Annotated in this window: 21 protein-coding genes, 15 tRNA genes, 1 rRNA gene and 1 pseudogene; 2 read left to right on the forward strand and 36 right to left on the reverse strand. The window is 44.9% G+C overall.

Features of this window, described 5'->3' with window-relative positions; all coding sequences use genetic code 11:
- Positions 1–519: 519 nt before the first annotated feature.
- Positions 520–1,308, reverse strand: coding sequence for a TrmH family RNA methyltransferase (locus FKV70_RS16290; protein ID WP_142613497.1), 789 nt, complete (start codon positions 1,306–1,308; stop codon positions 520–522).
- Positions 1,309–1,387: 79 nt separating this feature from the next.
- Positions 1,388–2,056 (reverse strand): annotated as a pseudogene (locus FKV70_RS16295) (potassium channel family protein); the annotation flags it as partial.
- A 157-nt stretch (positions 2,057–2,213) separates the two neighbouring features.
- Between FKV70_RS16295 and FKV70_RS16300 the strand changes: the two are divergent.
- Entirely contained in the window at positions 2,214–2,447 is a 234-nt protein-coding gene (locus tag FKV70_RS16300) for a small acid-soluble spore protein SspI (protein WP_063209654.1), read from the forward strand.
- A 149-nt stretch (positions 2,448–2,596) separates the two neighbouring features.
- On the opposite strand, the gene FKV70_RS16305 is transcribed toward FKV70_RS16300, so the two are convergent.
- The 3 genes from FKV70_RS16305 to FKV70_RS16315 all read right to left on the reverse strand — a co-directional run bounded on the left by FKV70_RS16305 (position 2,597) and on the right by FKV70_RS16315 (position 6,984).
- A complete protein-coding gene (locus FKV70_RS16305; protein WP_063209656.1) occupies positions 2,597–4,177 on the reverse strand; it encodes a peptide chain release factor 3 in 1,581 nt (526 codons plus the stop codon).
- Between the two features lie 298 nt (positions 4,178–4,475).
- Entirely contained in the window at positions 4,476–6,032 is a 1,557-nt protein-coding gene (gene zwf / locus FKV70_RS16310; protein WP_142613498.1) for a glucose-6-phosphate dehydrogenase, read from the reverse strand.
- A gap of 187 nt (positions 6,033–6,219) precedes the next feature.
- Positions 6,220–6,984 carry a YwmB family TATA-box binding protein gene (locus FKV70_RS16315; protein WP_142613499.1) on the reverse strand — a complete coding sequence of 255 codons (765 nt, stop codon included), beginning with the start codon at positions 6,982–6,984 and terminating at the stop codon, positions 6,220–6,222.
- 251 nt (positions 6,985–7,235) lie between these two features.
- Between FKV70_RS16315 and FKV70_RS16320 the strand changes: the two genes are divergently transcribed.
- The gene (locus FKV70_RS16320) at positions 7,236–7,715 is read left to right on the forward strand and encodes a hypothetical protein (RefSeq protein ID WP_142613500.1); all 480 of its coding nucleotides are present in this window, start codon (positions 7,236–7,238) and stop codon (positions 7,713–7,715) included.
- Between the two features lie 73 nt (positions 7,716–7,788).
- Here the strand turns inward: FKV70_RS16320 and FKV70_RS16325 are convergent, their stop codons facing one another.
- The 31 genes from FKV70_RS16325 to FKV70_RS16480 form a co-directional block, all read right to left on the reverse strand.
- Positions 7,789–8,439, reverse strand: a complete 651-nt coding sequence (locus FKV70_RS16325; RefSeq protein ID WP_013372995.1) for a response regulator — start codon at positions 8,437–8,439, stop codon at positions 7,789–7,791.
- Positions 8,417–9,496, reverse strand: a complete 1,080-nt coding sequence (locus tag FKV70_RS16330) for a sensor histidine kinase (protein WP_142613501.1) — start codon at positions 9,494–9,496, stop codon at positions 8,417–8,419. The genes FKV70_RS16325 and FKV70_RS16330 overlap by 23 nt, the downstream gene beginning before the upstream one ends.
- A 16-nt stretch (positions 9,497–9,512) precedes the next feature.
- Positions 9,513–10,160, reverse strand: a complete 648-nt coding sequence (liaF, locus tag FKV70_RS16335; protein WP_063209667.1) for a cell wall-active antibiotics response protein LiaF — start codon at positions 10,158–10,160, stop codon at positions 9,513–9,515.
- A gap of 148 nt (positions 10,161–10,308) precedes the next feature.
- Entirely contained in the window at positions 10,309–11,013 is a 705-nt protein-coding gene (locus tag FKV70_RS16340; RefSeq protein ID WP_142613502.1) for a PspA/IM30 family protein, read from the reverse strand.
- Complete coding sequence (locus tag FKV70_RS16345; protein WP_142613503.1) at positions 11,013–11,498, reverse strand: PspC domain-containing protein; 486 nt, start codon at positions 11,496–11,498, stop codon at positions 11,013–11,015. Before FKV70_RS16345 ends, FKV70_RS16340 begins: the two co-directional genes overlap by 1 nt.
- A gap of 7 nt (positions 11,499–11,505) precedes the next feature.
- Positions 11,506–12,174 carry a PspA/IM30 family protein gene (locus tag FKV70_RS16350; RefSeq protein WP_142613504.1) on the reverse strand — a complete coding sequence of 223 codons (669 nt, stop codon included), beginning with the start codon at positions 12,172–12,174 and terminating at the stop codon, positions 11,506–11,508.
- 87 nt (positions 12,175–12,261) lie between these two features.
- Positions 12,262–12,573 carry a LiaF transmembrane domain-containing protein gene (locus FKV70_RS16355; protein WP_017428655.1) on the reverse strand — a complete coding sequence of 104 codons (312 nt, stop codon included), beginning with the start codon at positions 12,571–12,573 and terminating at the stop codon, positions 12,262–12,264.
- Between the two features lie 142 nt (positions 12,574–12,715).
- On the reverse strand, positions 12,716–13,927 hold the full coding sequence (locus FKV70_RS16360) for an MFS transporter (protein ID WP_142613505.1): 1,212 nt from the start codon (positions 13,925–13,927) through the stop codon (positions 12,716–12,718).
- Positions 13,928–14,069: 142 nt separating this feature from the next.
- The gene (locus tag FKV70_RS16365) at positions 14,070–14,627 is read right to left on the reverse strand and encodes a TetR/AcrR family transcriptional regulator (protein ID WP_063209679.1); all 558 of its coding nucleotides are present in this window, start codon (positions 14,625–14,627) and stop codon (positions 14,070–14,072) included.
- Between the two features lie 440 nt (positions 14,628–15,067).
- On the reverse strand, positions 15,068–15,307 hold the full coding sequence (locus tag FKV70_RS16370; protein ID WP_013373004.1) for a NifU family protein: 240 nt from the start codon (positions 15,305–15,307) through the stop codon (positions 15,068–15,070).
- 312 nt (positions 15,308–15,619) lie between these two features.
- Positions 15,620–17,017, reverse strand: a complete 1,398-nt coding sequence (gene sufB / locus FKV70_RS16380; protein ID WP_142613506.1) for a Fe-S cluster assembly protein SufB — start codon at positions 17,015–17,017, stop codon at positions 15,620–15,622.
- Between the two features lie 43 nt (positions 17,018–17,060).
- Positions 17,061–18,368, reverse strand: a complete 1,308-nt coding sequence (gene sufD / locus FKV70_RS16385) for a Fe-S cluster assembly protein SufD (protein WP_425280361.1) — start codon at positions 18,366–18,368, stop codon at positions 17,061–17,063.
- A gap of 23 nt (positions 18,369–18,391) precedes the next feature.
- Positions 18,392–19,168, reverse strand: coding sequence for a Fe-S cluster assembly ATPase SufC (gene sufC, locus FKV70_RS16390; protein WP_142613507.1), 777 nt, complete (start codon positions 19,166–19,168; stop codon positions 18,392–18,394).
- Positions 19,149–19,670: a MarR family transcriptional regulator gene (locus FKV70_RS16395; RefSeq protein WP_142613508.1), complete on the reverse strand. Its 522-nt coding sequence runs from the start codon at positions 19,668–19,670 to the stop codon at positions 19,149–19,151. The genes sufC and FKV70_RS16395 overlap by 20 nt, the downstream gene beginning before the upstream one ends.
- Positions 19,671–19,872: 202 nt before the next feature.
- The gene (locus tag FKV70_RS25910) at positions 19,873–20,013 is read right to left on the reverse strand and encodes a hypothetical protein (RefSeq protein ID WP_155762583.1); all 141 of its coding nucleotides are present in this window, start codon (positions 20,011–20,013) and stop codon (positions 19,873–19,875) included.
- 663 nt (positions 20,014–20,676) lie between these two features.
- Positions 20,677–20,755: transfer RNA gene (locus FKV70_RS16405), tRNA-Leu, on the reverse strand.
- A gap of 11 nt (positions 20,756–20,766) precedes the next feature.
- Positions 20,767–20,841, reverse strand: a tRNA-Cys gene (locus FKV70_RS16410).
- 12 nt (positions 20,842–20,853) lie between these two features.
- Positions 20,854–20,925, reverse strand: a tRNA-Gly gene (locus FKV70_RS16415).
- A 6-nt stretch (positions 20,926–20,931) separates the two neighbouring features.
- Positions 20,932–21,006 (reverse strand) — tRNA-Gln (locus FKV70_RS16420).
- A gap of 9 nt (positions 21,007–21,015) precedes the next feature.
- Positions 21,016–21,088 (reverse strand) — tRNA-His (locus FKV70_RS16425).
- A gap of 18 nt (positions 21,089–21,106) precedes the next feature.
- Positions 21,107–21,180, reverse strand: a tRNA-Trp gene (locus FKV70_RS16430).
- A 7-nt stretch (positions 21,181–21,187) separates the two neighbouring features.
- Positions 21,188–21,273 (reverse strand) — tRNA-Tyr (locus FKV70_RS16435).
- A gap of 4 nt (positions 21,274–21,277) precedes the next feature.
- Positions 21,278–21,353 (reverse strand) — tRNA-Thr (locus FKV70_RS16440).
- Positions 21,354–21,376: 23 nt separating this feature from the next.
- Positions 21,377–21,449 (reverse strand) — tRNA-Phe (locus tag FKV70_RS16445).
- A 37-nt stretch (positions 21,450–21,486) separates the two neighbouring features.
- Positions 21,487–21,563, reverse strand: a tRNA-Asp gene (locus FKV70_RS16450).
- 15 nt (positions 21,564–21,578) lie between these two features.
- Positions 21,579–21,655, reverse strand: a tRNA-Met gene (locus tag FKV70_RS16455).
- Between the two features lie 25 nt (positions 21,656–21,680).
- Positions 21,681–21,756 (reverse strand) — tRNA-Val (locus FKV70_RS16460).
- 68 nt (positions 21,757–21,824) lie between these two features.
- Positions 21,825–21,896: transfer RNA gene (locus tag FKV70_RS16465), tRNA-Glu, on the reverse strand.
- 17 nt (positions 21,897–21,913) lie between these two features.
- Positions 21,914–22,005: transfer RNA gene (locus tag FKV70_RS16470), tRNA-Ser, on the reverse strand.
- A 3-nt stretch (positions 22,006–22,008) separates the two neighbouring features.
- A tRNA-Asn gene (locus FKV70_RS16475) sits at positions 22,009–22,084 on the reverse strand.
- 65 nt (positions 22,085–22,149) lie between these two features.
- A 23S ribosomal RNA gene (locus tag FKV70_RS16480) occupies positions 22,150–22,821 on the reverse strand; the annotation flags it as partial.

Raw genomic sequence — 22,821 nt, forward strand, 5'->3', positions numbered from 1 at the left:
TTCTACCTTCTTAGTGCTTAAATTTTAAATAACATAATTTTCTCTATATCATGCCTTGATTTGATTGTCTAAGCAATAACAATAATCGAATTCCCTTTAATTGCAGCTTAGGAGGATTTCATGGTGTAAATCGAATCCCGAATGATATGCATGGTGCCAAATACCATAGTGGTTAACAGGATAATTATAATGGCGATAACTATGACTGTAATTAGGATCCCTTTATAGTTTTTTAACGTTTTATTACAACTTAATTTGGACTTCCATACTTCTTTGATTTTATGCTTTGCATATTTCATATTTTGCTCACTTCTCTCCTTGGCTCGCTATTTTTCATACTAATTAGCTTCTACCTAAGGAACAACAGCCAAAGCTTACAAAAACATTACTTTGTTGTAAGGTATATAGCCTGGACAGATATAACATTTTCTAAAAAAAAATGAGTCAGGTCTATGACCCGACTCATTTTAATATCAATTGATGTTATAAATCACACTCGCAGATTCATCGCTCTATCTCTTAGCTTCGCTGCCTCATCGCCTCAAATAATAACACCGTCGAAGCCATGGCTGCATTCAGTGATTCTGCTTGTCCCTGCATTGGAATGAATACCGATTCATCCACGATACGCGCGGTAGCATCAGAAATACCTTGGCCTTCGTTGCCAATCACAAGCCAAGTGGATACACGCAAATCCACATTATAGCATGACAAGCTCGCATCCAGCGAGGTGCTGAGCAAGCGGGCCCCTTTGCTTTTGGCCTGCGGCAAAAGCTCCTCCAGACTGCCTTCGATCACCGGCAGATGAAACAACGATCCCATCGTGGAACGGATCGTTTTGGGATTATACAGGTCGGCGCAGCCATGCCCCAATATAACGCCTGCGGCGCCAGCAGCGTCTGCACTACGGATGATGGTGCCTACATTGCCGGGGTCCTGTACCCCGTCCAGCACCATCACCAGCGCATCCGGCTGCTCCAGCAATGCTGCGAATGCGTTCCGCTCCTGCTTACGCACGATAGCAAAGACAGGCTGCGGCGTCTTGGTATCGGTGCATTTGGCAATGACCGCCGCCGACACGGGAATCCATTCCACCGGTTGGTCGGCTGAATCCAGACCGTTTAGCTCGGCAGGAATCCCCTTGTCCAAATCGTAAGCGACGCTTTCAACACCCGCCTTCGAACGCAGCGCTTCCTGCACTAGATGAATCCCCTCGACAATATATTTATGCTGCCGTGTGCGATGCTTTTTCTCCAGTAATTGCGACCATTCTTTTACACGTGCATTATTCGGTGAAATGATTTCCATTGGTTTAACCTTCCGTTTCTATGGTCCGTTTCTTTAAAAAATAAATGATGCATCACCTGTACTTGAGCATCAAGCTTAACTAAGCTGCAAAAGCCAGCTCCAGCTTGGTCAGATCATCCTTGTGACCCACAATGACCAGGACATCCCCCGCTTCCAGACGATCCTCGGCATAAGGTGAAATGTTCATCTCCTGATTTCTGCGAATCGCCATCACATTGCAGCCAAAGCGTGCCCGTATGTCCAGCTCCTTCAGATTTTTGCCGATCATGGAGTCAGCCGCACGCATCTCCAAAATGCTATAGTCCTTGGACAACTCAATATAATCCAAAATATTGGGAGATGTTAAATGATGAGCTACCCGTAGTCCCATATCCCGTTCAGGATAAACCACTTTATCCGCACCTATTTTTTGCAGCACTTTCCCATGGAGTTCATTTTGTGCTTTAACCACAAGAGCAGGCACACCCATGTCCTTGAGAATCAATGTTGTTAAAATGCTGGCTTGTATATCTTCACCAATTGCGACTACAATTACGTCAAAATTGCGGATACCCAGTGCTCGCAGTGCCTCCTCATCCGTCGAATCGGCAGACACCGCATGCGTCACAATATTCGACATTTCCTGTGTACGCTGCTCGTCCGAGTCAATAGCCAGCACATCAAAACCCATCTCACTCAGCGCGCTGGCAACACTGGAACCAAAGCGCCCCATGCCAATGACCGCATACTGTTTTTTTGCCATTCCTTTTTTACCTCCCGCTCACCATACTGTCCGTCATAGTATAGCATATCATGCTACAAACATAAATTTTGACATCCTTATCCCAAATGCTTCTCCATGTATACCAGGCCACAGCCCAAGCCATAATACATTCGACCACTATTACAACATCCGGGAGGTACACATGCCCATTACAATGGATTTACGTCAAGCGATTGTTCACAAAGTTCATGGCAAATCAGAGGCTGATCTTACGGATATGATTATTGGGTCAGTGGATGGACCCGAAGCCGCTTTGCCTGGATTGGGTGTAATTCTTGAAATCGTATGGAAGCATATGAGTCCAAACCAGCAGCAGGATTTCGTCCATTTGGCACATGAAGAAATTGATAAAATCAAACCCGTGCCCTTAACCTAGCTCTAGCTTTTAACTTCTTGTTCAGCTTTAGTTCTGCTCATTATTTTTACTCGTATTCAAAAATGAGAATAGTCCACTCGACATGAATGCGAGTGGACTATTCGTGGTATATATCAAATGACTGAGATCAGACTGCTTTGCATATCATTTTATGGAGCCATTTCTAAAAACTTAGCGGTCGGATTTTTTTCCATAGCTGTACGCATGGCATACTCATTTTCAAATAAGGCGACATAGTTGCCTTTCTTATCTTTTACCAGCGTAGAGTTAATACGGAACTTGCTCGGATCAATCTGCTCATCCACAATCCAGCGTGCAAACTGGAACGGCATACGTTGAAGCTGTACATCTACCCCGTATTCACCCTTCATGCGGTATTCAAATACTTCAAATTGCAGTTGGCCGACAACACCCAGTAGCGTATCATCAAAACTTACCGTACGGAACACCTGAATCATACCTTCTTCAGTCAACTGGTCAATACCTTTCAGATACTGCTTGTGCTTTAAAGCATTTTTTACAGTAACCTTGGCAAAAATCTCAGGCGAGAAGGTCGGCAGTTCATCAAATACAACCTCACCACCTTGACTGAGTGAATCGCCAATGCGGAAAATACCCGGGTCAAACAAACCAATAATATCCCCAGGAAATGCCTCTTCGACAATATCACGGTCCTGTGCCAAAAACTGCTGTGGTTGGGACAGCTTAATTTCCTTACCCATCCGAACATGCTTAACACTCATCCCGCGCTGGAACTTACCAGACACGATACGCAAAAATGCAATACGGTCACGGTGAGCCGGGTTCATATTGGCCTGAATTTTAAATACATAGCCGGTAAATTTCTCGTTCGTTGGCTGAATTTCCCCCACTGTACTGCGGCGCGGTTCTGGCTTAGGAGCAAGCTGAAGGAAGTTTTCCAAAAATGTTTGCACACCAAAATTATTAATCGCACTGCCAAAGAATATAGGCGTCAATTCTCCACGCTGTACCTTTTCCATATCAAAAGGGTCACCTGCAACATCAAGCAGCTCTAAATCCTGGCACAATTGGTCGTGCAAATATTCGCCCGCCATCTCGCGAATAATCGGATCATTGTAATCTTCCACCTTTTGTACTTTGATCGTGGAATGATCATCTCCCTGAAATAACTCGACCTGATTTTTGACACGGTCATAAACACCGCACAGATCACGCCCTGTACCAATCGGCCAGTTCATAGGCACCGAACGGATACCAAGCACCTGCTCCAGTTCCTCCATCAGATCAAAGGGACTGCGTCCTTCACGGTCCAGCTTGTTAATGAAGGTGAAAATCGGTATTCCGCGCTTCGCACAAACCTGAAACAGCTTGATCGTTTGCGCTTCCACACCTTTCGCTACGTCAATCAGCATGACCGCACTATCTGCAGCTGTTAATGTACGATACGTGTCTTCACTGAAATCCTGGTGACCCGGAGTATCCAGAATATTAACGCGATGCCCATTATAATCAAATTGCATTACTGAGGATGTTACGGAAATCCCCCGTTGTTTTTCAATCTCCATCCAGTCACTCGTCGCATGCTTGCTTGCTTTACGAGCCTTAACTGTACCTGCAAGACGAATAGCGCCCCCGAACAGCAGCAACTTTTCCGTCAGTGTCGTTTTACCCGCATCCGGGTGAGAAATAATCGCAAACGTACGCCGTTTGTCGACTTCCTGTTGAAGTATATCTGTTGTTTTACTCATTTCACATATCCCTTCATGATCAAATCCATTGCAATTCTGCTCAAGCTATTCATAAAAAGGCTGTAATGCACGCCTATGTTCATAAGTTCATCGGCTCATTGCCGTTAGCTCCAGTATCCGGCATACTCCGTTACCATATTCATGATCAATACGATCTATTTACATGTTTTAGCCTGCCTTTAACGTAAAATCAGTTGCAAACTGAAAACCTGAGACTAAGCTATTATAGCATACTCCGAACGCAAAGCATCCCCTTACATCCTAAACAGGACATAGGGGGATGCTGGACAAATCGGAATTACTGAGTGCCGCCTACTCGCCAGATGACATTATCTTCATCCTGACCACTAACCGGCCACCACTTGAAGCCATCCTGTTCCAATAGCTTGTGAGCACCGTCAGGTCCCCACGAGCCTGCAGCATAGGTTTCCAGCGTATCCGGGGTCTGCTGCCATGCTTTGGCGATTCGGTCAACGAATCTCCACGCTGTAGCCACCTCATCCCAACGCGTGAAGTACGTCGAATCACCCTCGATCGCATCCATTAGCAAGCGTTCATAAGCTTCCGGTGAGTTGATCCCCACCATACAGCTTTGGCAAAAATCCATTGCCAACGGCTCAATATCTGACTCCGAACCAGGCTTCTTGGCATTGATTTTAATGTAAATGCCCTCCATTGGATTAACCCGAATGACGAGCAAGTTCGGTTCGAGCGTATGCTTTTGACCGAGATATACATTTGTCGGCATACTCTTAAATTCCACAACGATCTCCGTAGTTTTTACTGGGAGGCGTTTACCTGTACGAATATAGAACGGTACGCCAGCCCAACGAAAATTATCTACAAACACGCGTGAAGCAAAATAAGTTTCTGTATTTGATTGTGGATCGACCTTGTCTTCTAGGCGATACCCTGGCAACTGCTGACCGCGATAACTACCTTCAGTATATTGACCCCGTACCACGTTGGTTCTCACATCTTCAGCCGATTCAAAAGGTCGTAATGAACGTAACACCTTCACCTTTTCATCACGGATATCCTCTGGCAACAAACGACTAGGTGGTTCCATCGCGATCATCGTGAGCATTTGCAGCATATGGTTCTGTCCCATATCGCGCAATGCACCAGAATGATCATAGTAGCCTCCGCGTTCCTCCACCCCTACTGTTTCACTAAGCGTAATTTGCACGTTGGCAATATGCTTGTTATTCCATAGTGGTTCAAAAAAGGCGTTAGCGAAGCGAATCACCTCGATATTTTGTACCATTTCCTTACCAAGATAGTGATCAATCCGATAAATTTCTTCTTCGGCAAATACTTCACGTATTTCAATGTTCAACTCTTGTGCAGACTCAAGGTTGTAACCAAAAGGTTTCTCTATTACCAGACGATTCCATCCCTTGCCATCCAACATGCCGCCCTCTTTCAAGCTCTTCGACACACTTCCGAATAATTCAGGAGCCAAGGCCAAATAAAACAACCGATTTCCCGGTATGTTAAACTTACCTTCTATAGCCTCCGTCTGCTGTCTCAGCTCATGAAAACCATCGACATTGTTGATATCCAGTGATTTATATTCAAAATGCTTGGCAAATGCCTGCCATTCTTGATCATTCTCTGCTTTGTAGCGGCTAAACTCCTGTATGGAAGCATACAGGTCATTACGGAATTCTTCTTCAGTGCGAGGACGTCTCGCTACGCCAATAACAGCAAAATCTTCAGCAAGCTTGCCTTCGCGATACAAGCTGTAAATAGCAGGAAATAGCTTGCGGCGAGCCAAATCGCCCGTAGCGCCAAAAATAAACAGAACTGCACCTTGTGTCACAAGAGATTCTTTAACAGGTATGTCAGCCATGAAGTACCTCATTCTTCCCATGTCAAGATTCCGCAATCCACAATCCTCGAAATCCGCATGTAGTATTGTGTATATTTATACAAGATCATACTTGATTTTCGAAAAACATGGAACTAAAGATTTGATGACATTTTAACATATTCCACATGGATAAGCTATCCGGTGAATCATAAATTTACCTTATAAGTCAGTATTCAATCGTGATGAGTGGAAACCCGAGCGTTATATGTTTATCTTGATGCTCTCTATCTTCATGTACAGCCATCTGCATCTGAACTTGATGCTCACCGCTTTGAACCATTAACGGTAGATCTGGGGCTTCATAAGATACAGCTACTGTGGTTGCGTCTGTGTATCTTTCTTTAGCCTGCATGGAAACTTTCCCTGTTAAGCTTGCTTCTGTCTGTTTCATCAGTTGATCCACGCTTTCCTTTGCTTGCAGCGAACGCTGAACGGCAATGTTCCACTGTGCTTGAACTCCTATAGAATGTAATTGCTCGGCACAAAGCTTATGAAGCTGAACCAACTGCTCACGTCCTTTGTCACTGCTTTCCAGTTGAACGACCACATACCATTGTCCAGCTTGGCGTTCCATCATATTTAAACGAATTTTTAAATCCTCATGATCACCAACAGAACGATAAAGTGTATGCCCATTTTCTACGAGTTTGCTTGCTGTGGGTAGATCTAGTTGATCAACTAACTGGGCCGCCATATCTGCCGGATCTGCATGATTAGGAATCCAGTCTCCTTGCCATTTTACAACTAGCTTGTCCAGCGTACCTGGGGTTTGATCCGAGATGATTAACAACGAGCGTAGAGCTGTTTCTGCCTCACGGGAATCTGAGCCATTTGTCTGAAGAGTTCCATAACGCCATCCAGCCAGTACCAACACCGTTCCTAATACCAAAAGCGTAATAACTCCCTTTTTAATCATCCCTACTTTTAACATGGCCATTCCTCCCCCACTATAACCACTCGGTCCCCGCATATGCCTGAGATGAGATGCTTTCTTTTTCCGGCTCAATTCAAATCTATGAATCTATCAATAGTTTGCCCGTTGCAAGAGATTTTATACGTAGAGGTGTACAGCGCAATCTTTCAAAAATATCCGTCTGCCCACTGGGTGTTCGACCATACATCATAAACACTGTAAGAATAGACTATTATCACAACGCATCTTAACCAAAAAGAGGTGAAATCATGTTTCCCATTTATCCAGTAAATGAAGCCAGTGTGGCACCTCATGGTGGAAGGATGGTCTGTGCCGTTATGCGTGATGGTACACGACACATCGGCATCTTAAGTGGGTGTAGCAAAGGCAAGCTGATGTTGAACGGATATCCTTCCTCCTATCCTGGTAGTCTCTATGCTGCCGGAAGCTACAGTAACAATGGTAAACAAAAAGCTAAAAAAATCTCCTCTAAAAAGAAAAAAAGGAATTCTAAAAACAAAGCTCGCCCTTCTGCCAAGCTAAGTTCCTTTAATAAACCACCGGACGAACTTTTAAATCCATACTTTCCTAATAACGTAGGTGTATTTGACTCATATGGAAATGGGGGTTATGGAAATGGAGGGTATGGAAACGGCAGAGAAGGCTATCGCGACAGATATGGATATGGATACGGGGCAGGGCTTGCATTAGACCTGGCTTTAATCGCCTTTTTATTCCTCCTTATCTAAACATTGTTGCGGAACACAAAAAACCGGAGGACCCTACATCGTCTCCGGTTCTTTGTATTCGTCGTTCTACAGTCTACTCTGCTAAGCCGTTTTTATAGGCATAGATTGCCGCCTGTGTGCGATCTTCCACTCCTAATTTGGCAAGAAGGTTCGTGACGTGAAATTTTACGGTCTTAATCCCGATAATCAGCTCATCGGCGATATCCTGGTTGGACTTCCCTTGTGCCAATAAGCGAAGAACCTCCATCTCACGGTCTGTTAGCTCTGTATGTGCGGGCGCTTCAGCCTGTGGCTGGCGAAACCGATTCATCATCTTAGAGGCCACCTGCGACTCTAGTACGGATTGCCCGCGTGCAGCTGCACGGATCGCATCCGCGATCTCGGAAGCACGAGACGTTTTGAGCAAATAGCTGAATGCACCTGCCTCAATGACCGGATACATTTTCTCATCATCCAGATAACTCGTCAGCACAATCACCTTCGTTTCTGGAAGCAGGCGTGTCACTTGACGTGTCGTCTCGATGCCATCCATGCCATCCATGACTAAATCCATTAAAATCACATTGGGCTTGTATTCTGAAGCCAATCGTATGCCTTCTTCTCCGCTTCCGGCCTCGCCGACCACTTCAATCCCTTCTTCCGTCCCCAGCACTGCTGCAAGCCCAATTCGTACCATTTCATGGTCGTCTACCAACAGTACGCTAATCGGTAATTCCGTTTCCATGATCATCGTTCCTTCCGCTTTCATCATAAATAACTGGCACAGACACCTCGATCCGTGTCCCTTTTCCTGGAGCCGTTATATACTGAATAGCTCCCCCAATTTCACTGACCCGCTCCTGCATTGTAGATAATCCATAGGATGTCTGCTTTTTCTCATCCATTTCAAAACCAATACCATTATCGCGAATGGTCAGCCTGATCGAATCCGGGCGTTGCACAATACGAATTTCCATACGAGTTGCTTTGGCATGACGCAATGTATTAGACATCGCTTCCTGAACAATGCGAAACAAGTGATTCTCAATGCCTTTAACCAACTGTACTCCGCTTTCCATCTCAAAATCAATCTCCATGGGTACCTTTGCTTGTAATTCCTGTACCAAATCGCGCAAACCCTGCTCAAGCCGTTTCCCTTCCAGATAGACAGGTCGTAAATGAAGAAGTAACGCCCGCATTTCGGATTGTGCCACGGAAGACATTTCTTCAATTAATGCAACTTGACGCTGCGCTTTATCAAAATCCTTGTCCAGTGTTCTGCCCACAGCCGTTGCTGTCATGGAAATAGCAAACAATTGCTGCGATACGGCGTCATGCAACTCTCTGGCCAGCCGCTGTCGTTCCTCCACGATCGCAGTCATCCGTGCCTGTTCTGCCAACTGAGCATTATCCGTAGATAAGCGTTGTAAAGACGTAACTTGCTCCTGCCATTTACGCCCGATCCGTTCCAACTGCTCTTCTAATCTGCCCAGCTCATCATGCCCCAAGGGTGGCAACTCACGTGCAGGAGTTCCCTTTTCCCACATCAGCAATGTCTCTCTCAGCATTTCCAGTCTGGTTTTAAAGCGATAGCTTTCATAAAATCCGTACATTGCCCCTGTGCCAATCAACACCAGTATAACGGCGCCTGCTACTTTCAGTATCATCCCCCAGGTTGGGAACGACTTCACATATCCATATGTATACAGCATATAAAAAACAACTACGCCCACAACAACACACAGGAGGATACCTTCACCCATACTGCGGGTTACCATGTTGGACGTTTTCTTGTGATTCATCCCGGTTCCTCCTGGTTCAATAAAATCGAATGCGGACATCGCCCGCCAAGTACGAAACGACAAACTTCACTTTATATTCACTCTGCTCAAAATGAGGAGACTTCCACACCAGTCGATTGAGCATCCCCGCCTCATGATCCCGGTCAAACTGAATTTGCCCGAACAATACGAACATCTCTACCTCTACACCGTAATTATCTGGCAACGTGATGTCAATGTCACCGAAGATCCCTTGTAAGAATACGACGGGCTCACGTTCCTCTGGAAGAGCCAGCGTCAGGTCGGCATCCACATCACCAACCACATGCCATATGCTTGTACTGCGCAAGCTCCACGGTACTTCATCCCACTTATGATTGGATATGAAATTGTGTTTGAATATGGAGCTTTGACCTTTATGCAGCTTCCTGGAACGTGAATAGAACACAGCCAGCGAAGCCAAGGTGATCACCACAAACAAGAACAAATGATCCAGCACCAGCAGACCGGCACCGATTGCAAGCATCGTATAGCCCTTTTTGATTTTGGAATTGCGAATCTTATATATTCCTGCCAACATTAGGATCAGTGCAACCACAGAGAGGAACCCAATCCACTGACCGAATAAAATGATAATCCCGATGCCAATCCCTGCCAGTGCCAAGGCCGATTTTTTTCTCTCCATGCTGCACCCCCTTTTTTGTTTATACAGGAAGGAAAAGCCATAGTGGCGTAATATATCGCCATATGGCTTCCTGAATCATACAGATTGAGCACTATTATTGATCAGTGTCCATCTATACAGCATATCATAATGTTTAAGTTCCGAGTAGTTAGTCTTTCTTAATATCTACAGGTTTAGCCCCTGCCTGAATTTTGGACTTCAACTGTTGAAGCTGCTCATCCACTTTAAATTGTTTTTCAGCCTCTGCGGGATTAACATAAGCCTCTCCCGGTGCTTGGCGATAAGGGGCACGCAGTACGTCAGCTTCTGCCTCCATATGCATGATTTTTTCCTCCATGCGGTGGAAGCCCAGTGAAGCAGACCCGCTTTCAATCGTGTGCAAGCTATTGATTTGCGACATTTGCTTTTTGGCTTTTGCCATTTGAGCACGGGATACCAGCTCATTACGCTTATTGCGCATTTTATAGAATTCATCCTTCATCCCGTGAAGCTGCTGTACCAGTTCTTTGGCTTGGAGCTCGGCTTGAGTGTGCAAGTCACGATATTCATCCTGCTTTTGCACAAAATAAATCTTCTCGCCCAGCAGCTTACGAGCTACTTCTTCCTGGCCATTTCGCAATGCAGATTCGGCCTGCTTTTCGCGCTCATTGGATACACGCACAGCCTCTTCCAAACGCTGCTTCATACGGCGCTCATTTGCCATTTGCTTGGCGACTGTTACCTCAGCCTCGTGAATTTCTGCCTCCATATCGCGCAAGTACTGATTTAACATGATAATCGGATCTTCCACTTTATCCAACATTTCATTCACCGATGCTCTTGTCATATCCTTCATTCTTTTAAAGATTCCCATTATTTACGTTCTCCCTTCTCGAATTGCTCTACTTTTTTACGTAACTCTTCCAGTTCCTTTTTCATTGCTTTTTTCTCGATATCTTCCATCATGGAATCCAGATCACTGTTGTGCCCTGTATTAAATTTGGATGAATAGCGGGCATCCTGACCAAACGCGTTTGAGTTGCCGTATGCGCCGCCTTGATTGTAACCATTTCCCTGTCCATACTGTGTTCTAGTACTACTACCGCCATAATAGCGTGGGTCTTGATGGGTGTAGGGACCGCTATCTGGACCAAATCCCCCATCGTAAGGAGATCTTGGCTCCTTGGAAATAACTAACGCAGCAATTACATAAATCATAAATGTGGTGCCTGCTGTAATAAAGAAACTGATCACAACCAGAATACGTATCCAAGTTGAGTCCATTCCTGTTGCGTCAGAAAGACCGCCACATACTCCAGTTAATACTCTATCCCGGCTTGATCGGTAAATTCGGGTCATAATTAACTTACTCCTTCCCGTTGTTGTTCAGCTTGCTCTTCAGTCTCGCCCACTCTTGTTCGAGTAGCGATCCACCGCTGTGAGCATCCCTCGTATACTCCTCACCCCGGCGCAAATCACGCAGACTCATTGTTTCTGCTTCCATATCAGCTACCCGGTCTTCCAAGCGGTTGAACATTCGGGGAACATTTCGTCCGCCGTATGTACCTGCCCGTTCGTTCATTTGCTGCTGGAGTCTCAACGTTTGTACACGTGCAGCATAATATTGACGCTTACTGTGAACTGTCTCGTACTCTGTCTTTAATGTATCCAGTTGCTGCTCCAATTCACGTAAGGATTCACGGCTCTGCTCCCACAGTTCTCTATACTGCTCTTCTTTTTCTGCATACAGCATTTTTTCCTGAAGGGCTAGCTTTGCAACGTGTTCTTCATCTGCTTTCAAGGCCAGAAGCGCTTGTTCCTCCCGTTTGGCCTGCATGGACAATGCATGATCCAACTGCTGCTTCATTTGTCTTGTATGCACTGCATACTGCTGATGAAGCTTTTCCGCTTCGGCGATTTCCTTGCGGGTATTATATAGAAACTGGTCAATGAGTTGGACCGGATCTTGACTTTGTTCCAAATGCTCATTGAAGGTTGCTACTGTAATATCACGCATTCTTCGAAAAACACTCATTGGCGTCTACTCCTTTCACAATTTCGTATTTTCATCATCTCATGCTCTTTGCTTACGTGCATTTTCTTCTTCCTCACACTGTCACAATTAGTAGCGTCTTCTACGGTCACTCAGCATGGATACACCAAAAATGATTAACCCGATTGCCAGCAGTGGTCCAATCAGCCAGGACAGCTTGCCCAGTAAAATTAGTACCCCGAGCACAAGCACGATCCAACCGAAGAGTGCATTTCCTCTTTTCACACCGTAGTACCCCAGCATAATCATGGCTATCGGAATTAAGTAACCAATCAGATGTCCTACAAAGTGACCGAAAAACGGAGTAAACTTACCGAGCAGCATAATCGAACCCAACACGATCAGTACAATGGCTAACCCATTCCCTTTGTTAACTCTCATTATTTCTCACCGCCTTTCACTGTGTCTTGCTTATGTTCTTATTGTACGCGGACCTAGCGTTTGGCAAAACGGACCCCAGACGGTTTTTAAACCTAGACCTAAGTCGGGGGTGAATATAGACCTGCGGCTAACCACTTCTATGTTACTCTAGTGTACGGGCCATCGAGTTTTGCTCACCCGCTTGCTTGGAACGTAGTGAAAGGACGAGACAAGCTAGTAACGCTATAGCTGCAACCATATAAGGCAGATTAATATGAACATCGAACAACAGTCCTGCAATTAATGGTCCAATCACATTACCCAAGCTGGTATAGGATGAGTTCATGCCGGCCACAAACCCTTGCTCATCCCCGGCCTGTCGCGATAGAGAAGTACTTACTGCCGGGCGAAGGATATCCATAGCCAGAAAAATGATGAAGGTCGTCAGCATAATCATCACGTACTGTTCGGCAAATAAAGTTAGAAAAATAAACAGTCCTCCGATAGCCAAGCAAAGATGAATTACCTTTTTCTCACCAAAACGGTTAATGATCCAGCCAAATATAGTTGCTTGCACAACTGCTCCCAAAATAGAGCCTGTCGTTATAATGATGGCGATATCCATCGGTGTAAAACCATATTTATGATCAACAAACAGTCCAAATACCGTTTCAAAATTCGCCAGCCCAAAAGCAACGACAAATACAATGAGCAAGCCCATGAAATACGGAGATTGATAGGACTTGGCAAACTGTTGTAAAAGATTTTCTTTTTGACGCGGAAGTTCTCTATTGTACTGTTGTTTTTCCTTGCTTAAAGACTCAGGCAGCACGAGCAGAGACAAAATAGCCGCTATTGCTGCTGCTCCTGCCGCTGCAAAGAAAGGAATACGTATTCCATAGGCGGCTAACAAACCACCAATTCCTGGCCCGATGATGAAGCCCGTGTTAATTGCTGCATTGATCATCCCCATCCCCTTGCCTCTTTCCTCAAATGAGGTCACATCAGCGACGTAGGCCATTATAGAAGGAGTGAGCAACGCTGCACCTACCCCGCCCAGGATTCTCGCAACAAATAACGTAGGAACAGAACTCGCTAGTCCAAAAACAAGCTCTGATAGCATGAAAATGATCATTCCAAAAACAATCAACTTTTTACGTCCATAACGGTCAGACAATTTTCCAGATAAGGGTGATAATAAAAGCTGCGTCAGCGCAAAAGCTGCAACCATCAGTCCCATGGAAGAACCGTTCATCCCTAGCTCGCTTATAAATTTCGGTAACACGGGAACAACTAATCCAATCCCCATAAATGCTAAAAAAATGTTAAGCATCAATAACAGCATTGCTCCCCGATTTCTTGTCAGAATAGACATATTTCCACCCTTCCTTTTCAAGAACATTTTATTTATCCTTAGTAAATTTTCAGTATTTCAACTCCAAAAACAAAAAAACTTTAATTGTTTTTTTAGTTTTCTTATAAAAAAAGCCCTCCTTTTATAGGCATATATTATTAGACTATTTTTGCTTCTCGACTAACCCAAATAACAATATATCTACAATGGAATAAGTAGCTTCCTCTACCGTCACACTGTTATCCAGAAAGAAACGCTGATCAAGCGTCAGGTTCACTGAATCAATAATAAGCTTCATGATCAAAGCTTCATTTTTGTTCACAATAATTCCTTCTCGGATACCCTCCTGAATTAATGTTCTAATTGGAGACCAATCGTTTAAATCTGCATGTACCTTTTTCCATTGCTCAGGATAATACTTTTTCATCTGATCCAATATTCTCAAATCATAAAATTTATAGTACAACGGCATCACTCTAATCGATTGTTTTATCTTTTCTAACAAAGATAATTCACTGTTTTGGATAATTTGCTCCGTTTTTCGAATCATATCATCATTGGTACGCTCAATAAGCGTCTCTAAAATAAGCGTCTTAGACGAAAAATTTTCATACAACGTACGCTTACTGATAGCAAGTCTTTTCGCAAGATCATCCATCGTGAATTTCAAGCCATTTTCATGAACTTCCTCTACAAAAGCTTCCAAAATTCTTTCTTGCATATGCATTCCTCATTTCTTTTACACTTAATAAACTATAAATGTTTTTCTAGTACCATCATCTTACGATAAGATCAAAGCGCTGGTCAAATATCTAGAAAAGAAACTATGCGAAGTTCTTATCTTTCATTCATCTGACCACCTGATTAATTATGTAGCCGAAATTGAGAATGCAATTAATAAAAAGGATGATAAAATGCCTTTAAGCATTTTATCATCCTTTTGTATATACCTGCGAGAGGACTCGAACCTCCACGGTTTCCCACTCGATAACGAATTAAAAAACCTTGATAATACCTTGTTTAACGAAGTGAAAAAAAACGCTACTCGTCGATTTCGACCGCAAGGTAATCTGTCGATGTACTTTGATATTGAGCAGCGGAATCAACTTCCGTAGCTATGGTCTGCGACAGGACTAACTCAGTTGCTCAGTATCAAGGAATTTAGAATACTTGTACAACTTCTTTAATATCATCAATTTCCTCAAGAATTGCGCGCTCAATAGCAACCTTTAACGTAATCGTAGCACTTGGGCAACCATTGCAAGCTCCCAAAAATCTTAATTTTGCTATACCATTCTCAACTTCGACCAGTTCAGCATCTCCACCGTCACGCAGTAAGAAAGGACGTAGTTTGAGAAGAACTTCCGATACTTCATCGAATAAAACTCCATTTTCATCCATTATTTCAACTCCTCCCATTGTTTTACCAACCGTCATTCAGACCTTTTTTCATCCTAAATCGTCTGAGTGATCCTTTGCTTTTTGCCTAAGAGTGACCTCTTGATCCGAAAGTTCCCTTATAAGCGTATGAATAGAGTCTAAAGGTATCATCACACCACAACTTGCGCTCAATCCTGACAGCATATGGAGGCAGAACTGAAGTTTTCGTATCTCTCGAGTAATTTGAGCTAGTTCCGAATCGTCCGAATTATTTTTCTTCATTACTAGCACCTCATTAAAGAATGATAAGGTTTGATCTATTAAATTAATGAATCAACCGATGCTTCCTTCCATCTCGAATTGAATCAACCGATTCATTTCAACGGCATATTCCATTGGCAATTCTTTGGTAAACGGTTCAATAAAGCCCATTACAATCATTTGTGTAGCATCTTGTTCTGTAAGCCCGCGGCTCATTAAGTAAAACAATTGTTCCTCGGACACTTTGGATACTGTTGCCTCGTGCTCCAAAGTAATCTGATCGTTTTTAATTTCATTGTACGGAATCGTATCTGATGTTGACATGTTATCCAATATCAACGTATCGCACTTAATATTGGACTTGGACCCTGCGGAATCGCGGCTGAAGCTGGACAACCCTCGGTAGTTTACTTTTCCGCCCTGCTTGCTGATGGATTTGGATATAATCGTAGATGTTGTCTGGGGAGCAAGGTGAATTACCTTCGCGCCAGCATCTTGATGCTGATCTTTACCGGCTACGGCAATAGACAGGATGGACCCCTTGGCTCCCCGCCCTTTCAATAATACCGCCGGATACTTCATTGTTACCTTGGAGCCGATGTTGCCGTCCACCCATTCCATTGTGGCATTTTCTTCTGCCACAGCCCTTTGGGTTACCAAGTTGTAGATATTAGGAGCCCAATTCTGAATGGTCGTGTAACGGACACGGGAATCTTTCCGGCAAATAATTTCAATAACTCCACTATGCAGAGAACTGGTACTATAAATAGGTGCTGTACATCCTTCAACATAATGGACAAAGCTGCCCTCTTCGGCAATAATTAATGTCCGCTCGAATTGACCCATATTTTCAGAATTAATACGGAAATAACCTTGTATAGGAACCTCGCAATGAACACCCTTCGGAATGTATACAAAGCTACCGCCTGACCAAACCGCACTATTAAGCGCCGCAAATTTATTGTCTGCGGGAGGGATAATCGTCCCAAAATGTTGCTTAAACACTTCGGGGTATTGCTTTAATGCAGTATCCGTATCAAGGAAAATAACGCCCTGATCCTCCAGTTCTTTCCGCATGCTATGATAAACTACTTCCGACTCATATTGAGCGGATACGCCCGCCAGGAACTTTTGCTCCGCTTCAGGGATTCCCAGCTTGTCAAAGGTTGCTTTGATCTCGGAAGGAACCTCCTCCCAGGTCTTTCCCTGTTTTTCAGAAGGGCGAACGTAATACTGGATGTCATCAAGATTTAGCCCGGTCAAATCCGCTCCCCAATTAGGCATCGGCATTTTGTAGAATTGATTCAAAGCTTTCAACCGAAAATTGAGCATCCATTCCGGCTCTTCCTTGATTCGGGAAATTTCCCGGACAATTTCTTCCGTTAGACCTTTTCCAGATTGAAAAATAGACTGGTGCTTGTCGCGAAACCCATATTTATATTCGCCCATATCTGGTGCTTTTTTAGCCATTAGTATCACTCCTTTTTAACCTTTCAAGATTCATTTTGATTTGCTATGATCTGCCGAGCTTGCTTTCCACCAAATCTTTTAGGCGACTGCGAACACCTTCCAGCGGGATCTCCGAAATGATAGGAGCGAGAAATCCGAAAATAACAAGATGTTCGGCTTCACTCCGTGATATCCCGCGCGACATCAGATAATAGATTTGCTCTGCATTTACTTGCCCCACGGATGCAGCATGACCCGCGGTTACATCATCCTCATCTATCAGCAGGATCGGATTGGCATCGCCGCGAGCTTTAGGACTTAGCATAAGCACGCGTTCTGTTTGCTGACCATCACAATGGGTTGCACCTTTTTCAATCTTTGTAATGCCGTTGATAATGGCCGTAGCTTCTTCAAGCATGACTGCACGCGTGATCATCTGGCTTACCGAGCTTTTGCCAAAATGCTGAGCTTGAGTTGTATAGCTCGATTTTTGATTGCCTGTGCCAATAGCAATCACCTTATTGTCGGAGACCGCCCCGTTGCCTTGTAGCAAAGTCTTGGTATCGCTGGCGGTATAACCATTGTTCATCTCACCGATAATCCATTCCACACCCCCATCAGCAAGAACGACCGCCCGTCGCTGGGTGAAATCTGTTGTAGTTGCAGCAAGCTGATGAACCGAAGCTACTTGCACCTTTGAGCCCGCCCCCGCGAAGACCTCCGTCACACCGTTATGCAATACCTTGACATCATCACGACTCGATACACAATTATCCACGTAAGTGATCTTGCTGTTGCTCCCTGCCACAATTAAGACGTGAGGAGCAAAACACACACCGCTTGTATCGTTAAGAAAGATCGCTTGAATAGGTGCTTCAACCTCTACACCGTCTGGGACATATAGAAAAACGCCACCACTCCATAAGGCACTGTGTGCAGCAGATAAACGATGCTCTTCTGGCTTTACTGCCTGAAAGAGATAACGTTGAACCAGCTCCTCATGCTCTTTTGCCGCAGTATGCAGATCCGTTAAAATGACTCCCTGGGCGGCTAAGCCCTCGGACAATTTCGTATACACTACATCCGAGTTGAACTGAACGATTAGTCCGCCTTTCACCGGAGAAGCAACCAAACCTTGAACAACCCCCGGCGCTTCCTCCAAACTAGACCACGCATTCTCATCTTTGTAATCTCCACTTTCGTAGATATCCCATTTTTCAAGATTGATTTTCTCCACTTTAGGCAACTTCAGCGTCCCTGCCAGTTCGAGTGCGTGAACGCGGCGTTCAATCAGCCAACGAGGTTCATCCTTAGCGCTTGACCATGCGCGTAAATCGTCCACATTCATTGAAACCCTAGCTTGTATATCCACGTGCTGTTCCTCCTCTCCGGCTTTTAAGCTTCACTTACCGTCTCATCCGTAATCCCAAGTTCCTCCTTCACCCAATCGTACCCTTCAGCCTCCAAACGGTGGGCAAGCTCCGGACCGCCAGATTTAACTATCCGGCCTTGCATCATGACATGCACAAAATCCGGGGTAATATAATTCAACAGTCGTTGATAATGGGTGATGATTAAAAAGCCTCTATCCGGGCTGCGCATCTCATTTACGCCATTGGCCACAATACGCAGTGCATCAATATCAAGTCCTGAGTCCACTTCATCCAGGATCACAAACTTGGGTTCAAGCAGCATCATTTGCAAAATCTCATTCCGCTTTTTTTCACCGCCAGAGAATCCCTCATTCAAATAACGATGCATAAATTCCGGGTTCATCTCTAGCCCCTGCATTTTGCTCTCCATTTCACGGATAAAACGTATTAAGGATATCTCATCGCCTTCTTCACGCCGTGCATTGATGGCACTTCTAAGAAAATCCGAGTTGGTCACGCCAGCAATTTCACTTGGGTATTGCATAGCGAGGAACAAACCTGCCTGGGCACGCTCATCCACCTCCATATCCAGAAGGTCTTCATTGTCCAATGTCACCTTACCGCCAGTAACCTCATATTTGGGATGGCCCATTAAAGCTGAAGCCAATGTACTTTTTCCCGTCCCATTAGGCCCCATAATCGCATGAATCTCTCCGCCATGAATCTCCAGTGTGAGCCCTTTTAAAATTTCTTTCCCTTCAATCTTGGATCTTAATTTCTCAATCTTTAATGTCGTCATTTATCATAAACTTCCCTTCGGAGTATTCTTCGGCACGCGCCACCAAATCACTCATAAATTTTCCAATAGTCTGCAGCTCAACCTCTGAATAGGCTTCAATGAATTTGTAAAACCTTTCTTCTTTTTCTTTGTGCAGTTCTTTATGCAAATGATAAACGTGTCTTCCCTTATCCGTTAAACTAAAGTAAATCTCCTTACGATTGCTGTTCAGTTGGCTTCTCATAATGAAGCCCATTTCCAGCAGCTTTGCACTAATTTTAGTAATGCTAGCTTTGGACAACCCCATCTTCTCCACAATCCCGGTATGTTTTATCGGTTCATAATCACCAATGCAATCAATAACGTGTACACTAGTAATATTATTGGAGAGCATGTCAATCTGGTACTTTCTGGCCTGTTGCCGAAACGAGTTAATTTCTTGTTCAGTATACAGCTCATTCAGATGTAGCATTTTAATATATTGCTCGTAAAGATGACCTTTAAAATGATTTTGAAACTCCAATTTCCCAATCTCCCCTCTCTTGTAGTAGTTGCAGATCAAGTTCAGTGTCACCATTAGATTATATTTTGTTCACTAGTAAACAAAACCATATTAACACAATTGATATTGATTATCAATATCAATTGTGTTGAATGTGACGCAATTTTGGAGGCGTTTTTCATGGGTTTGTTGTCATTGTCATCGGCCTCATGCTGTGTTTTGACTAGGGCACGTCCCAGAAATGGTCTTGTATACCTCTGATCATTCCTGCTTTGCGAGGATTGATCAATGGTACCCATTCGGCAGCACCCGGATGGATCTGATAACCGAAGCCAAGTCCAATACCGTGGCCTATGAACGTCATGGTACACCTGCCACAAACCGGGGTTGCTATCGTAAAAAGAGGACAAAGGTGGTGCTTGGCCGAGCTGTTTTAAAGCCGTATCGCCGCGTTTGAGTACGCTATCGTGAGCTTCTACAATGCCGAGGAGCCCAATCAACTCCTCGCAGTAATCCGAGGCGAAAGAATTGAGCTTTTCGTTATCCTGGCTGCCTTTTATGGGCTAAGCCGAAGCGAGGCCGTAGGGTTAAAATGGTCGGCTATTGATTTATTGAATTGGACTATTAATATTAAACATACCGCCACATCGGGCAATTTGAATGGTAGATATATTGAAATTGGAAAGGACTGAACCAAGAATAAAGCCAGTCGCCATATACTGCCACTGATGGTCACGTTCTATGAGCTTCTGATTCGTATGAAGGAATAAGAGGAATCCTATCGCTTATCTTCTGACAATTCTTATTGTCTTGAATACCTGGAGTATATTTATGTAGATGTACTAGGGGTAAGCATGAAAGAAGTTTAGGAATGATTAGGCCACAGCGATTATGCAACAACGGCAAATATTTATTCGCATTTGGAATACAACTCAAAGGTGTCTTCAGCTCAAGCAATGAGTGGGGTACTAAAGCTCAAATAAAAAAAGCTCACTAGAGAATGTCTCTAATGAACTCTTTTGGTTAATACCGGCGAGAGGACTCGAACCTCCACGGTTTCCCACTCGATTTTGAGTCGAGCGCGTCTGCCATTCCGCCACGCCGGCATATTTAATTATGGAGGCGCCACCCAGATTTGAACTGGGGAATAAAGCTTTTGCAGAGCTTTGCCTTACCACTTGGCTATGGCGCCAGATTATAAAAAAGCGGACGACGGGAATCGAACCCGCGACCCTCGCCTTGGCAAGGCGATGCTCTACCGCTGAGCCACGTCCGCATAAGATGGCTGGGGATATAGGATTTGAACCTATGCATGACGGAGTCAAAGTCCGTTGCCTTACCGCTTGGCTAATCCCCAATAAGAAAGGGCGGCCGATGGGGCTTGAACCCACGAATGCCGGAGTCACAGTCCGGTGCGTTAACCACTTCGCCACGACCGCCACAGGAAAAGAAGTAATTGGCAGGGGCAGCAGGAATTGAACCCACACCAACGGTTTTGGAGACCGTTGTTCTACCTTTAAACTATGCCCCTATAAAACTGGTGGAGGATGATGGATTCGAACCACCGAACCCGTAAGGGAGCAGATTTACAGTCTGATGCGTTTGGCCACTTCGCTAATCCTCCAAAATGGTGCCGGCGAGAGGACTTGAACCCCCAACCTACTGATTACAAGTCAGTTGCTCTACCAGTTGAGCTACACCGGCACAAAAACTATTCAGTTAAAAAGTGGCTCGGGACGGAATCGAACCGCCGACACGAGGATTTTCAGTCCTCTGCTCTACCGACTGAGCTACCGAGCCTCATAAAAAGGCTTCTTATAAAGAAACAAATTACTAATGGCGGAACTGACGGGATTCGAACCCGCGATCTCCTGCGTGACAGGCAGGCATGTTAGGCCTCTACACCACAGTTCCATAATGGATTTTCATTGGTTGCGGGGGCAGGATTTGAACCTGCGACCTTCGGGTTATGAGCCCGACGAGCTACCGAACTGCTCCACCCCGCGACAGTAATAAATATTTATTTTAAAATGGTGGAGGCTGAGGGGATCGAACCCCCGACCCTCTGCTTGTAAGGCAGATGCTCTCCCAGCTGAGCTAAGCCTCCTTAACGGAACACTTCTCATATTATACCATAACAAACTTTTTATTGCAACTTTTTTTTATTTATTTTTATGACCCGTAGGGGATTCGAACCCCTGTTACCTCCGTGAAAGGGAGGTGTCTTAACCCCTTGACCAACGGGCCATGCTATAAAATAATTCTGGCGGAGAGAGAGGGATTCGAACCCTCGAGACGCTTTTGGCGCCTACACGATTTCCAATCGTGCTCCTTCGGCCAACTCGGACACCTCTCCATATGGCTCCCCGAACAGGACTCGAACCTGTGACAACTCGATTAACAGTCGAGTGCTCTACCAACTGAGCTATCAGGGAATATTAACATTTTCCTCAAGATTACACCCTGAAAACTGGATCCGAAACTTTATTGCGTCTTATCTTAGGATAAGCCCTCGACCGATTAGTATTGGTCAGCTCCATGCATTACTGCACTTCCACCCCCAACCTATCTACCTCGTCGTCTTCAAGGGGTCTTACTAATTGGGAAATCTCATCTTGAGGGGGGCTTCACGCTTAGATGCTTTCAGCGCTTATCCCTTCCGTACATAGCTACCCAGCGGTGCTCCTGGCGGAACAACTGGTACACCAGCGGTACGTCCATCCCGGTCCTCTCGTACTAAGGACAGCTCCTCTCAAATTTCCTACGCCCACGACAGATAGGGACCGAACTGTCTCACGACGTTCTGAACCCAGCTCGCGTACCGCTTTAATGGGCGAACAGCCCAACCCTTGGGACCTACTTCAGCCCCAGGATGCGATGAGCCGACATCGAGGTGCCAAACCTCCCCGTCGATGTGGACTCTTGGGGGAGATAAGCCTGTTATCCCCAGGGTAGCTTTTATCCGTTGAGCGATGGCCCTTCCATGCGGTACCACCGGATCACTAAGCCCGACTTTCGTCCCTGCTCGACTTGTAGGTCTCGCAGTCAAGCTCCCTTCTGCCTTTGCACTCTTCGAATGATTTCCAACCATTCTGAGGGAACCTTGGGGCGCCTCCGTTACTCTTTAGGAGGCGACCGCCCCAGTCAAACTGCCCACCTGACACTGTCCTCG

Origin of the sequence: Paenibacillus ottowii, from assembly GCF_006874425.1 — a bacterium.
GTDB classification, from domain to species: domain Bacteria; phylum Bacillota; class Bacilli; order Paenibacillales; family Paenibacillaceae; genus Paenibacillus; species Paenibacillus ottowii.